Here is a 14975-nt window from a genome sequence, read left to right as displayed (position 1 = left end):
TCACGTCCATTATTCATCGGACGTTGAGTTGATGTCCCGGGAGCGCTACCGTCCCGGCATGACGGACGCCGCAGGCACCGCCCGCGCGGGGCAGCTCGTGGTCGGGCTCGCCGGCCTGCGCCGCGGTTCCCTGGCCGTCGCCGGGGGAAAGGCGGCCAACCTGGGGGAGCTGGTCGCCGCGGGCCTCCCGGTGCCCGACGGGTTCTGCGTCACCACCGACGCGTACACCTCGGCCGCCACCGCGGCGGGCCTGCCCGCGGCCCTCGCCGAGGGCGCCGTCCCTGCCGCTCTGCGGGCCCGGCTGCAGGACGCACCCGTCCCCGCCTGGATCGCCGACAGCGTCCGGGCCGCCTACGCCGCACTCGGCGGCGCGGGCGGCGGGGACGTCCCGGTCGCGGTCCGGTCCTCGGCGACCGCCGAGGACCTCCCCGACTCCAGCTTCGCCGGGCAGCAGGACACCTACCTCAACGTCGTCGGCGCGGACGCGGTCGTCGACGCGGTGCGCCGCTGCTGGGCGTCGCTGTGGACCGACCGGGCCGTCGCCTACCGCGAGACCGCCGGGATCGGCCCGGCGACGGTGCGGCTCGCGGTCGTGGTGCAGCGCATGGTCGACGCCGTCGCCGCGGGTGTGCTGTTCACCGCCGACCCGCTCACCGGCACCCGCGACCGCGCGGTCCTCGACGCCGCGCCCGGGCTCGGCGAGTCCGTCGTCTCCGGCGCGGTCGACCCCGACCACGTCGTCGCCGGGCACGACGGACGCGTCCTCGACTACCGCGTCGGCCGGGACGGGGTGGCCGTCCGGGCTGTCGCCGGCGGTGGCACCGTGCACGAGGAACCCACCTCGGAGCGCACCCGCTGCCTCAGCGACGCCCAGGTCGCCGAGATCGTCGCGCTCGGGCTCCGGGCGGCCGCGCACTTCGGCGCGCCGCAGGACGTCGAGTGGGCGGTCGCTGCCGACGGCACCGTCGCGCTCACCCAGTCCCGCCCGGTCACGACGCTGTTCCCGCTGGTCGAACCCGTCGTGCCCGGACACGTGTACCTGTGCGTCAGCCTGGCCCAGGGCCTCGTGCGGCCGATGACCCCGCTCGGGGTCTCCGCGGCCCGCGTGATCGGCGCGACCGGTGTCGGCCTCATGACGGGCCGGCAGCCGGCCGACCCGCGCCGCGGCCCCCGCGGGTTCGCGGTCGCCGCGGGCCGCCCGTTCGTCGACGTCACGATGCCACTGCGCAGCGCACCCGGACGGGCCCTGCTGCCACCGATCCTCGACGTCATGGAGGCCCGCTCGGCCGTCGTCGCGCGGGCACTGCTCGCGGGCGGGCTCGCCGGGCAGCACGAGCTGGACCGGCCCGCGGGCCGCCGGTCGTGGCTGCCGTTCCTGCGCGGCGTCGGGCGGATCGCCGTCCGGTTCCGGGTGCCGGTGCGTCTCGTCGGTGCGCTCGTGTCGCCGCGGTACGCGTTGCGCCACGTCGCCCGGGTCCGCATGGGCATAGCGCCGCTGTGCGTCGTCGCCCCGGACCTGCCGACGCCGGCACGGCTGCAGCGGGCCGAGGAGGTCGTCGCGGCCGTCTTCCCGGTGCTGCCGACGACCGCGCCCGTCGCCGGGGCAGGATTCGTCGCGCTCGGCGCGGCCCGGTGGCTCGCGGGTGCCGACCTGCCGGCCGCCGACGTCCACGAGGTGCTGCGGTCGTTGCCGCACAACGTCACCACCGAGATGGACCTGCGGCTGTGGGCGCTCGCCGCGCGGCTGCGCACCGACCCCGCGTCGGCGGCCGCCCTCCGCGACCACGACCCGGCCACCCTCGCCGCGCGGTACGGACGAACCGAGCTGCCCGACGCGCTGCAGACCGGGCTCGCGGGGTTCCTGCGTGACCACGGCCACCGCGCCGCGGCCGAGATCGACCTCGGGGTCGCCCGCTGGTCCGACGATCCGGGGCCCGTCCTCGCGGTGCTCGCCGGCTACCTGCGGCTGCCCGTCGACGAGCGCCCCGACACCGCACCCGACGTCCAGTTCGCCCGCGGTGCCCGGGCCGCGGAGCAGGCGGTGACGGCGGTCGCCGCCCGCGTCCGGACCCGTTCGCGCCTCCGCGCCGTGCTCGTCGCCGCGGCACTGCGCCGCACCCGCGCGCTCGCCGGGCTGCGCGAGGAGCACAAGGACCTGCTGGTGCGGGTGCTCGCAGCCGCACGGGCGCACCTGCTGCTCGCCGGCGCCGACCTCACCGTGCGCGGGCTGCTCGCGGCGGCCGACGACGTGGTCATGCTCGACCTCGCCGAGATCGGCGCCGCGGTCGCCGGCACCGACCAGCGCGCGCTCGTCACCCGTCGCCGGGCCGAGCACGAGCATGAGCTGCGCCGCCGGCACGTCCCGCGGATCGTCCTGGCCGACGGGACCGAACCCGAGGCAGCGGTCCTGGCGGCCGAGACCCCGGCGGACGGGGCGCTGACCGGCACCGCGGCGTCGGCGGGTGCGGTCGAGGGGCCGGTGCGGATCGTCCTCGATCCCGCCGACGCCGCACTGCAGCCGGGGGAGGTGCTCGTCGTGCCGTCGACCGACCCCGGCTGGACCCCGCTGTTCCTCACCGCGGGCGCGCTCGTCATGGAGATGGGTGGGTCGAACTCCCACGGCGCCGTCGTGGCCCGCGAGTACGGCATCCCGGCGGTGGTCGGTGTGCCGTCGGCGACGACGGTGCTGCGGACCGGCCAGGTCGTGCGCGTCGACGGCGCAGCGGGCACCGTCACGCCGGTCGCCGCGACGGCCTGAGACCGACGACGGACCGGTCCCGTTCATGTTCGAACCAACCTCGTGTCGGACCCGGCGCTGAGCAGCGGGAACCACCGCGCCGGGCCGGGCCACGGCGCCGGGCCAGACCACCGCGCCGGGCCGGGGGCGGAGCGCAGGCCTCAGGACGGTTCGGGCGTCAGCAGCCGGGCCGTCGCGGCGGCGATGCGCAGCGACCCGACGCCCGTCGGATGGAACGGATATCGGTCGCCGAGACCCTGCAGGTCAGGGCCCAGCCCGTCGACCGGGGGCGGGCTGCACAACGGCTCCAGCGGCGGGTCGACGACCGTCAGCGCGTACTTCGCCGCGCCGGCGCGGAGCACGTCGTTGAGTGCCTGGTTGCGCTCGTGCATGAGCTCGGTCTTGGCCCGGTCGAGCCCCGGCACACCGGCCGGGCCACGGGCGTCGGGGCAGTCGGCGGTGTCACGGCCAGGGGCGAACACGTCGTAGGACGTCGCGATGACGATCTGCGGATGCCCGGGCAGCGTCGTGAGGTCCTGCAGGAGGTCACCGTAGTCGCGGTCGAACGCGGCGAGCCGGTAGTCGAACTCGCCCGCGGTGAAGCGGTCGGCACAGTCGGGCACGCCGAAGCAGTAGGCGAGGAAGTCGCTCCAGCCCAGGTCGTTGGGCCCGATGGCGACGACGACCCAGCGCAGCCCCGCGATCTGCTTGAGCAGCCCGACCTGCGCGGGCACCGAGGTGTCACCGCCGCGGGCCTGTGGTCCGCGCAGGCCCTGGGAGATGCTCGCGCCCGAGCACGCGAGGTTGCGCACGGGTGCGCCGGAGACCAGCGCGAGCTCCGAGGCGAGCGAGTCGGCACTGCGCTCGCAGGCGGTGTCCTCCGGCGAGGCGTCGGGGACGGGTGGGCCGCCGACGCGCGCCACCCGGGAGTCGCCGATCACCGCCCCGGTGTAGCCGAACACCGTCGGCCCCTCCGGCGAGGGCGACAGGTGGTAGGACCCGACGAGCTGGGTGAGCGACCGGATGTCGGAGAGCCCCCGCGTCGCACCCGCGTAGGCGAGGGCCCCGCACGCCGCCCAGGCCAGCAGCGACGTCGTCAGCGCGAGGACCGTCGTGCGCCCGACGGTGCCGGCGCCGCGGTGCCACAGGTCGGCGACGGTGACGTGCCCGGTCGCGGCGGTGCGGCTCTCCCGGCGCAGCAGCGCGAGCGTCCGGATGCAGCCGGCGACCGCGCAGATCGCGACGCACACCCCGACCAGCCCCAGGGCACCCCACACGTACCAGCGGACGAACCCGGACGTCAGCGTGTCCGCGGCCTGGGCGCGGGCGGCGACGGTGCGCTGCGGGTCGAGGACCTGCGCGGCGGCGGCGTTGCGCTGCACCGGCCCGAGCGTGAGCTGCGGGCGCATCGGCCCCCACACCTGCAGCGGTGCGATGTCGAGGCGGGTGTTGCCGATCTGCACGAGCTGCGCGGGCCCGGAGACCGACGGCGTCGGGGTCCGCGCCCCGAGCTGGACGTGCTGGCCGAGGACGGTGACGTCCTGGGCGGGGGTCAGCGCGATCGTCGCGGGCAGGCCGCCGAGGACGCACACGGCGAGGACCACCAGCGTGGGCCAGGACCGCAGCTCCCGCCACAGCGCCCGGAGCGGACCCCGCCGACGAGGCGTCGCCGGGTCTGCCTCACGCGCGCGCTGCGCGGTCGATGACGCCATCTCGGACCGGGACCCCCCGCGGTGTCGGTTCGTGCGGCTCGCCCCAGGATGCGCGACGGGACCCCGGTCCGTCACCACCTGCCGCGCGTGGTGAACCTTCTCACCGCCGCGACGCGTCCCCGCCCGGATGCCCGGGGCCGTGCGGACCCGCGGCGTTCACCCCGTCGACATCCGATCGACGGGGAACGGTCATCCCCGACCGGTGAGGTTCCACCCATGGTCTTCGACGGCCCGCAGGGGCGCTGGTGACGCTGCGGTTGGCGCTGCTCGACCTGGCGGGGACGACCGTGTGCGACGACGGGCTCGTCCTCGACGCGGTGCTCGCCGGACTGGGTGCGGTCCGGGTGCCGAGCGCCGGTCCGCGGTTCCCCGCGCTGCGCCGCCAGGCGGAGGCCACGATGGACCGGGCCTCGCTGTCGGTGTTCGGCGACCTGCTCGACGGCGACATGTGCCGGGCCCGGCACGCCGACGCCGCGTTCGCCGCGCGGCTGCGCACCCGGATGGCCGACGGGGTGCTGCGCGAGGTGCCCGGTGCGACGAGCGCGATCGCCGCGTTGCGGGAGGCGGGGATCGCGGTGGGTCTGTCCAGCGGGTTCGAACCGACGCTGCACGCCGACATCGTCGCCGCACTGGGCTGGACCGGGCTGGCCGACGTGACCGTCTGTCCCGCCGACGTCGACGGCCGCGGCCTGCCCGATCCGGCCATGCTGCTGACGGCCGCCGCGCGCGTCGACGCCGGACCGGCCGACGTCGTGACCGCGGGCGACGCCACCTCGGCGATGGTGGCGGGCCGTCGCGCGGGGGCGGGCCTGACCGTCGGCGTGCTGTCGGGGGCGCACCGGGCGGGGCCCCTGCGGGCGGCGGGTGCCGACGCGATCGTCGACTCCGTCGCGGATCTCCCCGCGCTGCTCGGCCTGCCGTCCTGAGCGCCCGGCTCCGTCAGCCCATGCCCGCCGCCGCCAGCGGGTCGTATCCGGGCGCGGCGAGCATCGTCTGCAGCTGACGGCGGCGCACCCCGGCATTGCTGCCCTCGATGACCGGGTAGGCCAACGCCTCGTTGAGGTGGCGGACGAGCGGGAACTGCTTGTCGTAGGCGGTGACCCCGACGATCTTGACGAGGTCGTTGATCACGTCGACCGCGGTCTCGGAGCCGAACACCTTGGCGTGCAGGGCGAGCTCGGGCCCGGCCGGGTCCTGGGACAGGACGGCGTCCAGCGCCCGCCACGACAGCAGCCGGACGGCCTCGATCCGGCCCTTGGCGTCGGCGAGGACGTCGGACACGGCCTGGTGGGCGATGATCGGCTCGGTGCCGCCGCGGCGCTGCGTCGTCGCGAAGCGGTGGGCGACGTCGAAGGCCTGCCGCATCGCGGCCGTCGCGAAGGTCCCGATCGAGGCACCGCTGGCGAAGAAGGCGTTGCGCGTCAACGACGGGCCCTGCCCTTCGGCACCGAGCAGGTTCGCCCGCGGCACCCTGACGTCGTGCAGCCGGACCCGGGCGGTCATGCAGCCGGCCAGGCCGGGCAGGTCCAGGTACTGCTCGACCTCGATGTGCCCGGCGAGGTGCTCGCGCTCGGCCACCACCAGCGAGACTCCGCCGGGGGTCCGGCAGACGATCGTCATCAGGTCGGGGCCGTCGCCGTCCCAGCCGGGCAGGTGCGACGCCCACTGCTTGCGCCCGTTGACGACCCAGTGGTCGCCGTCGGGCACCGCGACGGTGCGGGTGCCCTCGGCGGGCGGCGGGGCGTCGAAGTTCGCGCTGCCGTCGGGCTCGGAGAAGGCCATCGCGGCGACCGGCGCGCCCGAGTCGGCCAGGAACGGGGCGACGAACCTGCGGATCTGGTCGGGTGTGCCCACCTCGTAGACGGGCGCCAGTGCGATGAGCGGCCCCGCCATCGAGATGACGAAGTCCGGGCTCTGCGCCGCCCACTCCTCGATGAGGATCGCGGCGTCGACACCACCGCCCGCGGCACCGCCGAACGGTACCGGGATCAGGCCCTTGAGGAAGCCGGAGGCGACCGCCTTCTCGAACGCGGGCCGGGCCAGCAATGCGCGGCGCAGCGGGTCGGGCTCGGCGCGCACGGCGTCGGCGAGGGGACGCAGCTGTTCGTCGGCGAACGCGCGGGCGACGTGCACGAGCTGCTGCTGCGCGGGGGACAGGGTGAAGGAGACGGCCACGGGGTGCTCCTCTGCGGTCTCGGGCCGGGCGTCGAGGTGTGACGTCCACCGTCGGGCCGCGGGCCCGGCCGCGTCCCGGCCGGACGTGCGCGATCGCCGTGCAGAACGTGCACGCGCCTGCTCAGGCCCGGCGTCGGCGCAGGTCGCCGGGGGCGATCCCGTACTCGCGGCGGAACGCACGGCTGAAGGCCGACGGATCCCGGTAGCCGTGGCGGGCGGCGATCGCCGTGACGGTGCCCGCCACGGCGGGATCGACGAGGGCACGGGAACAGCGCTCGAGCCGCATCGTGCGGACGGCGGCGGCGAACGTCGTGTCGTGCCCGGCGAACGCGGCGTGCAACGTGCGAGGGGAGACGGCGAAGTGCCGCGCCACCGTCGTCACCGACAGTCCGGGGTCGCCGAGGTTGGCCGCGACGTGGCGCAGCACGGCGGCACGCAGCGCCTCGTGTCCCGGCTCGTCGCCCGGGCCACCGAGCAGCGCGGACACCGCTGAGGCGAACGATCGCTGGAGGTCGTCCTGGCCCCCCGCGGCGGGGGGCTCCGGGGCGTCGTCGAGGTGCCACAACGCCGTCATCAGGGTCGCGACGACGTGCCCGGTGCCGGTGTCGGCGCCGACGGCACGGCCGAGCCGCGCAGGCCGGGGCCTGCCGCCGAGGTCGCGGTGGGGCACGCGGAACGACAGCATCCGCCAGGGTTCGTCGAACCGGAGGTGGTAGGGCTCGGTCGTGTCGAGGACGACGAACCGCCCCGGCCCGACGACCGACTCGACGTCCTCGGTCCCGACGCGGTGGCGGACGTGGCAGCGGCCCCGCAGCTGCAGGTTGACGAAGACGAACTCGCCGTCCGAGCGTGCGACCTCGCGGGCGCCGTGCGCGGTGAGCTGCGGCTGCGAGTCGATCCGGGCGCGGTTGACCTCACCGAGCTCCCGCGTCTCGACCCGGGACGGGAAGCCGTTCACGTCCGCGCCGATGCGGCTCGGGGTCAGCGGCACGAAGGCGCGGCAGATGACGTCGTGCCACATCGCGAACTGGTCGGCGGGCGGTCGCCGCCCGATGTCCCAGACCGGCATGCCACCTCCCGGGGATCGGAACGAGGATGCTCGCCCCGGCCGGTGCGGACAAGGCACGCGGGTCAGCCGGTCGCGAGCTCCTTCTCCAGCGGCGTGCGGAACCGCGGCACCACCCGGGTGCCGCCGAGGTGCGTCGCGACCCGGTGTGCGGCCGCGTCGACGCAGCCGGTGGCCTCGGCGCCGACGTCCTCGAGCAGCCGCACGACGACCTCGCCGCCGTCGCGAACCGCCCATCCGCCGACGACACGGCCCGCCCACCACACCGTCGGCCCGATGTTGCCGGTCCGGTCGAACAGCAGGTCGCGGTGCGGGCCGAGGAACCAGTCGCGGGACTGCCACCCCATCGGCGTCGGGTCGAGCGCGGGCAGCAGCGCGGCCTCGGCCGGCGGCTCGGCGTCGACGGCCGAGCCGGTGACGGGATCGTCGGCGAGCCGGATACCCGGGGTGCCGTCGAGGTCGACGTCGACGACCGCGTCGCGGCCGAGCGTGGCCAGCGCGCGGGTGGCCTCCCGGGCGGTCCAGCCGGTGTACCAGCGCAGGTCCGACACCGGTGCCGGTCCGAAGGCCCTGAGCCAGCGGGCGGCGAGCCCGGCCTGCGCCTGTTCGACGGGCACCGCGGCGAGGGGGGCGCCCAGCCACGTCGCCACCGGTGACCAGCGGTACTGCGTCGAGGTCCACGACCCGCGGGGGCGGCCGCGGACGATGTGCCCGTCGACGGCGAGCTGCAGCAGCACCCGCGCGGTGGCGTTCTGGCCGGTGGCCTCGATGCGGGTGCGCAGCCGGGGGACGTCGGCGGCCAGGTCGGCGGCGAAGGCCTCGCCGCGGGCGTGCAGGGCGGCGAGGGTCTCGGCTTCGACGTCGGCCAGCCAGGCCGCCGCGTCGGCGACCCCGGACCCGTCGAGGTGCATGACGAGGCGCTTGCGCTGCGTCGCGGCGACGGTGTGCGCGCAGCCGTGCTGGACCAGTGCGGCGGTCTCGCGGTCGAGCACCCACACGGTCCGGCGCATGCCGAGCATCCGGACGAGCCTGCGGTCGGTGTAGAGGGCGTGCTCGACGTCGGCGACGCCGCCGCCGTCGGTGCGGGCCAGTGCGGACAGGTGCACGGTGGCGGGGTCGGTGGCGTGCAGGCCGAGCACCGCGGACGCGGCCGCGACGATGCCGTCGGGGTCGCCGCCGGCCCGGGCCGCGGCGGTCAGCCGGTGCCGGGCGGCGAGCCGCGCGCGCCGGGCCGCGACGGTGATCGGTTCCACGGGCGACAGTCCACCACGAGGCCGCCCCGGCCGGGCCGTCAGCTCCAGGCGCGCGCCGAGCGTGCCGCCCAGTACTCCTCGGCCGGCTGGGCCAGGTCCGAGAGCTCCTCGAGGACAGCGGTGTCGACGACCCGCAGGTCGACGTTCGCCGCGGCCGCGTTGCTGCGCACCTGCGCGCCGTCGACGCCGCCGGACAGGACGCGCCAGGCCCACGGCCGGGCCATGGCGACGGCGATGGCGAGCCGGTCGACCCCGATGCCGGCCTTCGCGGCGAGCGCGGCCGCCTTGGCCGCGGCGGGGGAGCCGTCCTGCCCACCGGGTGCGAGCAGGCCGTTGGCCACGGGTTCCTTCACGATCACCCGCGCACCCGCGCCCGCGGCCTCGGCCAGTGCCGGGCCCGCCGAGGGTTCGAGCACGTTCCACGTCGACTGGATGGACGTGAACAACGCCCGCCCCCCGACGTGGATCTCCAGGGCACGCCGGATCGCGTCGGCCTGCCGGGGCCCGGACGTCGAGATCCCGACGCGGACGCCCTCGTCGCGCAGCGCCGCCATCTGGGTGTGCAGGGACGTGTCGGCCAGGACGCCGGTCTCCAGCGTCGCCGAGTGCACGTGGTAGACGTCGAACCGCGGCCCGAGCGTGGCGCGGGTGAGCGCGAGCTGCGTGGTGAACGCGGTGATCGAGTGGTCCTTGACCTCGTGGACGGCTGCGTCGGTGCGCCAGTCGCCGACGTAGCGGTAGCCCCACTTCGACCCGACCTCGACGGCGGCGCCGGGGTGGGCGTCGAGCCAGCCCGCGAGGAACTCCTCGGCGCGGCCGTAGGAGCGGGCGACGTCGATGTAGTCGACCCCGCAGGCGACCGCGGCGTCGAGCACCTGCCAGGTGCGGTCCCGCAGCGTCTCGACGTCGCGGTGCGTCCCGAGGTCGGCGTCGCGGCCGGAGGTGATGTAGGCGGGCCGCGCGACGGCCGCGAGCCCGATGCCCAGTCGCGCGCTCACGCGCTCGCCGCCGGTCGCTCGGTGATGACCGGTGGCCAGGAGGCGGCGCCCAGCTCGCGGGAGATGCTGCGGGCGGCGGCGCGCAGGGCGTCGGTGGCGGCGGGGTCGAGCGGCCAGCCGGTCTGCGGAACCACGAGCCCGATCGCCCCCGCGACGGCGCCGCTGTGGTCGCCGACCGGGGCGGCGACGCCGTACTCGCCGAGCACGGCCTCCTCGGCCTCGGTCGCGATGCCCGCGGCGCGCACGGCGGCCAGCTCGGCGCGCAGCCGCGCGAGGTCGGTCACGGTCTCGCCGGTCATGCTGCGCAACGTGTCCGCCTCCGGGAAGGCGGTGTCGTCGAACGCCAGCAGCGCCTTGCCGAGGGCGCACGCGTGGGCGGGGACGACGATCCCGACCTCGTTCATCTGGCGACCGCCGCCGGGCCGGGGCTCGTGGGCGACGACGATGATCTCGCGCTCGGGGACATCGCGGTCGGAGCCCGCGAGCGGGACGGCCGTGCGTACGGCCATACCGGTGCGGGCCGCGAGGTCCTCGGCCCAGGGCACCGAGCGGGAGCGTAGCTCCAGGGTGTCGAGGTAGACGTTGCCCAGCCGCAGCGTGGCGGGGCCGAGGCGGTAGCGGCCGGAGTCGCGTTCCTGGGCGATCATCCCGTGGTCGAGCAGGGTGCGGACGATGCCGTGCACCGTCGACGGCGCGAGCTCCAGCTGGGTGGCGAGCTCTCCGAGACCCATCCGGCGTGCGCCCTGCAGCGCGGTCAGGATGCGGACGGCGCGGTCGACGGACTGGATCACGCGGTCCTCCCGCCTCGTCGTCGCGGATTCCCTGGACGGACTCTTGCCCGGCTCCGCGGGTGAGCGTAGCTTCCGATGCGCGTTCGGCATAGTCGAAATACATTCACGGTGATCCGCACGTGCCGCCAGACCCGGTCGCGCCCAACGGAGGGCCCACGATGAAGAAGCTCATCAACGATCCGGCCGACGTCGTCGCCGAGGCGTTGCGCGGCATGGACGCCGCCCACCCGGAGCTGCGGGTGGACCACACGAACCGGATCGTCTACCGCGGCGACGCCCCGGTGCGCGGCAAGGTCGGGCTGATCTCCGGCGGCGGGTCCGGCCACGAGCCGATGCACGGCGGCTTCGTCGGCCCCGGGATGCTCGACGCCGCGTGCGCGGGCGAGGTGTTCACCTCCCCGGTGCCCGACCAGATGGTCGAGGCCACCAGAGGCGTCGACGGCGGCGCCGGCGTCCTGCACATCGTCAAGAACTACACCGGCGACGTCATGAACTTCGAGATGGCGGCCGAGCTGGCCGGCGCCGAGACGGGCGTCGAGGTCCTGTCGGTCGTCACCGACGACGACGTCGCCGTCCAGGACAGCCTCTACACCGCGGGCCGCCGGGGGGTCGGTGTCACGGTGCTGCTGGAGAAGATCGTCGGTGCGGGCGCCGACGAGGGCCGCGACCTCGCCGCCGTCGCCGCGCTGGCGCGCAAGGTCAACGGCAACGGTCGCAGCATGGGGATGGCGCTCACGTCGTGCACCGTGCCTGCTGCCGGGCAGCCCACGTTCGACCTCCCCGACGACCAGATGGAGATCGGCATCGGCATCCACGGGGAGCCGGGCCGGCGCCGGGTGCCGGTCGCGCCGGCCCGCGAGATCGCGGCGATGCTCGTCGAGCCGGTCCTGCACGACCTGGACTTCACCGGCCCGGACGGCGTCATCTGTTTCGTCAACGGAATGGGCGGCACCCCGCTGCTGGAGCTGTACCTCATGTACGCCGAGGTCGCCGCGCTGCTGGAGAAGGCGAACGTGCGCATCGCCCGCTCGCTCGTCGGGCCCTACATCACGAGCCTGGAGATGGCGGGCTGCTCGGTCACACTGTTGAAGGCCGACGACGAGCTGGTCCGGCTGTGGGACGCGCCGGTCACCACGCCCGGACTGCGGTGGGGTGCATGAGCGCGACACTCGGCCGGCTCGAGGAGTGGGTCCGCCGCTTCGCGGTCGCCGTCCACTCCCACCGTGACGAGCTGACCCGGCTGGACGCCGCGATCGGCGACGCCGACCACGGCTCGAACCTCGACCGCGGCATGACCGCCGTCGTCGCCGCCCTCGACGCGGAACCACAGCCCGGTGCCGCCGCCCTGTTCAAGAAGGTCGGGATGACGCTGGTCAGCACCGTCGGCGGGGCGAGCGGGCCGCTCTACGGCACGTTCTTCCTGCGCGTCGCCACCGCCTCGGGCGAGGTCACCGAGCTCGACGGCCCCGCCTTCGCCAAGGCGTTGCGGGCGGGTCTGGAGGGAATCGTGGCCCGTGGCAAGGCCGAGGCGGGCGACAAGACGATGTTCGACGCGCTCGCCCCCGCCGTCGACGCGCTCGATGCGGCGCTGGCCGACGGCGACCCGCTGGGGGAGTCGCTGCGGGCGGCGACCGCTGCCGCCGAGGCGGGCCGCGACGCGACCATCCCGCTCGTCGCCCGCAAGGGCCGCGCCAGCTACCTGGGCGAACGCAGCGTCGGGCACCAGGACCCGGGCGCCACGTCGGTCACGCTGCTCGTGGCGGCCGCCGCCGACGCACTGGCGTGAGCGGGCCGACCGGGGCGCTCGTCGGGATCGTCGTCGTCTCCCACAGCCGGGCGCTGGCCGAGGCCGCGGTCGCGCTGGCCCGGGAGATGGTGCACGACGGCGGCCCGCCGATCGAGGTCGCCGCAGGCCTCGACGAGACCACCTTCGGCACCGACGCGGCCGCGATCATGGCGGCGGTCGAGGCCGCCGACGCGGGAGCGGGCGTCGTCGTCCTGATGGACCTGGGCAGCGCCGTGCTCTCGGCCGAGCTGGCACTGGAGATGCTCGACCCCGACGTCGCCGGTCGGGTGGCACTGTGCGCGGCACCGCTGGTCGAGGGGCTGGTCGCGGCCGTCGTGACGGCGGCGGGCGGCGCGGACCGGGCCGGCGTCGCCGCCGAGGCGAGCGGTGCGCTGGCCGCGAAGACCGCGCAGCTCGGCGGCGCGGCGGTCGACGCCCCGACCGACTCCGGGTACGCCGACCCGACCGCCCCCACCGTCTCGCTCACCCTCACCGACCCGCACGGCCTGCACGCACGTCCGGCGTCACGCCTGGTCGGCGCGGTGCGTGGGCTCGACGCCGACGTCCGCGCCCGCAACACGACCACCCGCTCGGACTGGGCCCCGGTCGCGAGCCTGTCGCGGCTCGCCGCTCTCGGCGCGCTCGCCGGGCACACCGTCGAGATCGGGGCGACGGGTCCCGACGCCGCGACGGCCGTCGACCGGGTGGTGGCCGCGGCCGCGGACGCGGGCCTCACCGCCGGCCCCGCGACGCGACCCGTGCACCCCGTCGTGACGCGACCGCCCGCCCGTCCGCTCGGGGCCTCGCCCGGGATCGCCGTCGGCCCCGCCCGGCCCCTGCGCGCCGTCGCCGTCGACGTCCCCGACACCCCGGCGGGCGACCCGGCCGCCGAGCGCGCCGCGCTCGGCCGCGCCCTCGCCGACGCCGCCGCCTCGATCGAGACGACCCGGGCCCGCACCGCTGCGACCGGGGCCGCAGGCGAGGCCACGATCTTCGACGCCCACCTCGCTCTCCTCGACGACCCCGACCTGCTCGATGCGGCCCACACCGGCATCACGGCGGGCCGCGGCGCGGGCCGGGCGTGGGCCGACGCGGTCACCGCCGCGGCCGACCGGTTCGCCGTGCTGCCGGGGGAGTACCTGCGCGCCCGCGCCGCCGACGTCCGCGCCGTCGGCGAGGAGGTGCTGCGCGCCCTCACCGGCGCACCCGCGCCCGCCGCGGCACCGGGCGACGGCATCCTCGTCGCCACCGACCTCACCCCGGCCGGCGCCGCCGGGCTCGACCCCGCGCGCGTCACCGGTGTCGTCCTCGCCGCGGGCAGCCCGACCGCGCATGCCGCGATCCTGCTGCGCGCCAAGGCGATCCCGGCGGTGGTCGGGGCGGGCGCAGACGTTCTCGACGTCGCCGCGGGCACCGTCGTCGCGATCGACGGCGCCACCGGGGAGGTGCTCCTCGACCCGACACCGGAGCAGGCCGACCGGTTCGCCGCCCGCGCCGCCGCGGCCGCCGGACGCGACCGCGCCGCCCGCGCCCGCGCCACGGAACCGGCGGTCACCCGCGACGGCGTCGGCGTGCTCGTCGGTGTCAACGCCGGATCGGCTGCCGACGTCGCGGCCGCCACCGGTGCCGACCTCGCCGGCCTGGTCCGCACCGAGTTCCTGTTCCTCGGCCGCGGCGACGCCCCCGGCATCGACGAGCAGGAATCGGCCTACCGCGACGTCGCCGCCGCCCTGGGCGGCCGCCGGATCACGCTACGCACCCTCGACGTCGGCGGCGACAAGCCGCTGCCCTACGTGCCGGCCCCGGCCGAGGCCAACCCGTTCCTCGGGGTCCGGGGGCTGCGGCTCGCGCTGCGCGCCCCGGACCTGTTCGCCACCCAGCTGCGCGCGATCGTGCGCACCGCGCACACGACGCCGGTCAGCATCATGTTCCCGATGGTCACCACCGTCGACGAACTACTCGCCGCACGGGCGGCGCTGGACTCCGCGATCGCGGCCGAGGGTCGTGGCCGGCCCACGGACCTGCAGGTGGGGATGATGGTCGAGGTCCCCGCCGCGGCCCTGCGGGCGGCGGCGTTCGCGCCGCACGTCGACTTCCTGTCCATCGGCACCAACGACCTCACCCAGTACACGCTCGCGGCCGAACGCGGCAACGACGCAGTCACCGCCCTGGCCGACCCGCTCGATCCCGCGGTGCTCGCGCTGGTCGCGGCCACGTGCCGCGGAGCGGGCGAGGACGTCCTCGTCGCCGTCTGCGGGGAGGTCGCCGCCGACCCCGCCGCCGCGGCGCTGCTGGTGGGGCTGGGGGTCCGCGAGCTCAGCGTCGCGGCCCCGGCCGTCGCAGGCGTGAAGCAGTCGGTCCGGGAGATCGACGTCGCGGCCGCCGCGGAACTCGCGGACCGGGCTCTCCGCGCCCCCGACGCGGCTACGGTCCGGGCCCTGGCCGCCGCGCCCTGAC

General features: G+C 76.4%; 11 protein-coding genes. 5 read left to right on the top strand and 6 right to left on the bottom strand.

Going from position 1 to position 14975, the window contains the following annotated elements:
* The first annotated feature begins 58 nt into the window (after positions 1-58).
* Positions 59-2758 carry a PEP/pyruvate-binding domain-containing protein gene (locus TOK_RS17285; protein WP_098959062.1) on the top strand — a complete coding sequence of 900 codons (2700 nt, stop codon included), beginning with the start codon at positions 59-61 and terminating at the stop codon, positions 2756-2758.
* Positions 2759-2898: 140 nt separating this feature from the next.
* On the opposite strand, the gene TOK_RS17280 is transcribed toward TOK_RS17285, so the two are convergent.
* The gene (locus TOK_RS17280; protein ID WP_098958907.1) at positions 2899-4449 is read right to left on the bottom strand and encodes a GDSL-type esterase/lipase family protein; all 1551 of its coding nucleotides are present in this window, start codon (positions 4447-4449) and stop codon (positions 2899-2901) included.
* Positions 4450-4694: 245 nt separating this feature from the next.
* Here TOK_RS17280 and TOK_RS17275 point away from each other — a divergent pair, with 245 nt between their 5' ends.
* Positions 4695-5375 carry an HAD family hydrolase gene (locus TOK_RS17275; protein ID WP_098958906.1) on the top strand — a complete coding sequence of 227 codons (681 nt, stop codon included), beginning with the start codon at positions 4695-4697 and terminating at the stop codon, positions 5373-5375.
* 13 nt (positions 5376-5388) lie between these two features.
* On the opposite strand, the gene TOK_RS17270 is transcribed toward TOK_RS17275, so the two are convergent.
* The 5 genes from TOK_RS17270 to TOK_RS17250 all read right to left on the bottom strand — a co-directional run bounded on the left by TOK_RS17270 (position 5389) and on the right by TOK_RS17250 (position 10732).
* Entirely contained in the window at positions 5389-6624 is a 1236-nt protein-coding gene (locus TOK_RS17270) for an acyl-CoA dehydrogenase family protein (RefSeq protein ID WP_098958905.1), read from the bottom strand.
* A gap of 121 nt (positions 6625-6745) precedes the next feature.
* Positions 6746-7693, bottom strand: a complete 948-nt coding sequence (locus TOK_RS17265; protein ID WP_098958904.1) for a helix-turn-helix domain-containing protein — start codon at positions 7691-7693, stop codon at positions 6746-6748.
* A gap of 62 nt (positions 7694-7755) precedes the next feature.
* On the bottom strand, positions 7756-8943 hold the full coding sequence (locus tag TOK_RS17260) for a winged helix DNA-binding domain-containing protein (RefSeq protein WP_098958903.1): 1188 nt from the start codon (positions 8941-8943) through the stop codon (positions 7756-7758).
* Positions 8944-8981: 38 nt separating this feature from the next.
* On the bottom strand, positions 8982-9941 hold the full coding sequence (locus TOK_RS17255; RefSeq protein ID WP_098958902.1) for an aldo/keto reductase: 960 nt from the start codon (positions 9939-9941) through the stop codon (positions 8982-8984).
* Positions 9938-10732 carry an IclR family transcriptional regulator gene (locus TOK_RS17250; protein WP_098958901.1) on the bottom strand — a complete coding sequence of 265 codons (795 nt, stop codon included), beginning with the start codon at positions 10730-10732 and terminating at the stop codon, positions 9938-9940. Before TOK_RS17250 ends, TOK_RS17255 begins: the two co-directional genes overlap by 4 nt.
* A gap of 158 nt (positions 10733-10890) precedes the next feature.
* On the opposite strand from TOK_RS17250, the gene dhaK reads away from it, so the two are divergent.
* The 3 genes from dhaK to ptsP are packed head-to-tail and all read left to right on the top strand — an operon-like array spanning position 10891 to position 14974.
* On the top strand, positions 10891-11892 hold the full coding sequence (gene dhaK, locus TOK_RS17245) for a dihydroxyacetone kinase subunit DhaK (RefSeq protein ID WP_098958900.1): 1002 nt from the start codon (positions 10891-10893) through the stop codon (positions 11890-11892).
* The gene (gene dhaL / locus TOK_RS17240) at positions 11889-12518 is read left to right on the top strand and encodes a dihydroxyacetone kinase subunit DhaL (RefSeq protein ID WP_098959061.1); all 630 of its coding nucleotides are present in this window, start codon (positions 11889-11891) and stop codon (positions 12516-12518) included. Before dhaK ends, dhaL begins: the two co-directional genes overlap by 4 nt.
* Positions 12515-14974, top strand: coding sequence for a phosphoenolpyruvate--protein phosphotransferase (gene ptsP / locus TOK_RS17235; RefSeq protein ID WP_253258433.1), 2460 nt, complete (start codon positions 12515-12517; stop codon positions 14972-14974). Before dhaL ends, ptsP begins: the two co-directional genes overlap by 4 nt.
* Position 14975: the final 1 nt, after the last annotated feature.

The sequence above is a fragment of the Pseudonocardia sp. N23 genome, from assembly GCF_002583555.1.
In the GTDB taxonomy this organism is placed as follows: Bacteria; Actinomycetota; Actinomycetes; order Mycobacteriales; family Pseudonocardiaceae; genus Pseudonocardia.
This window is presented reverse-complemented; position numbering and strand designations above follow the sequence as displayed.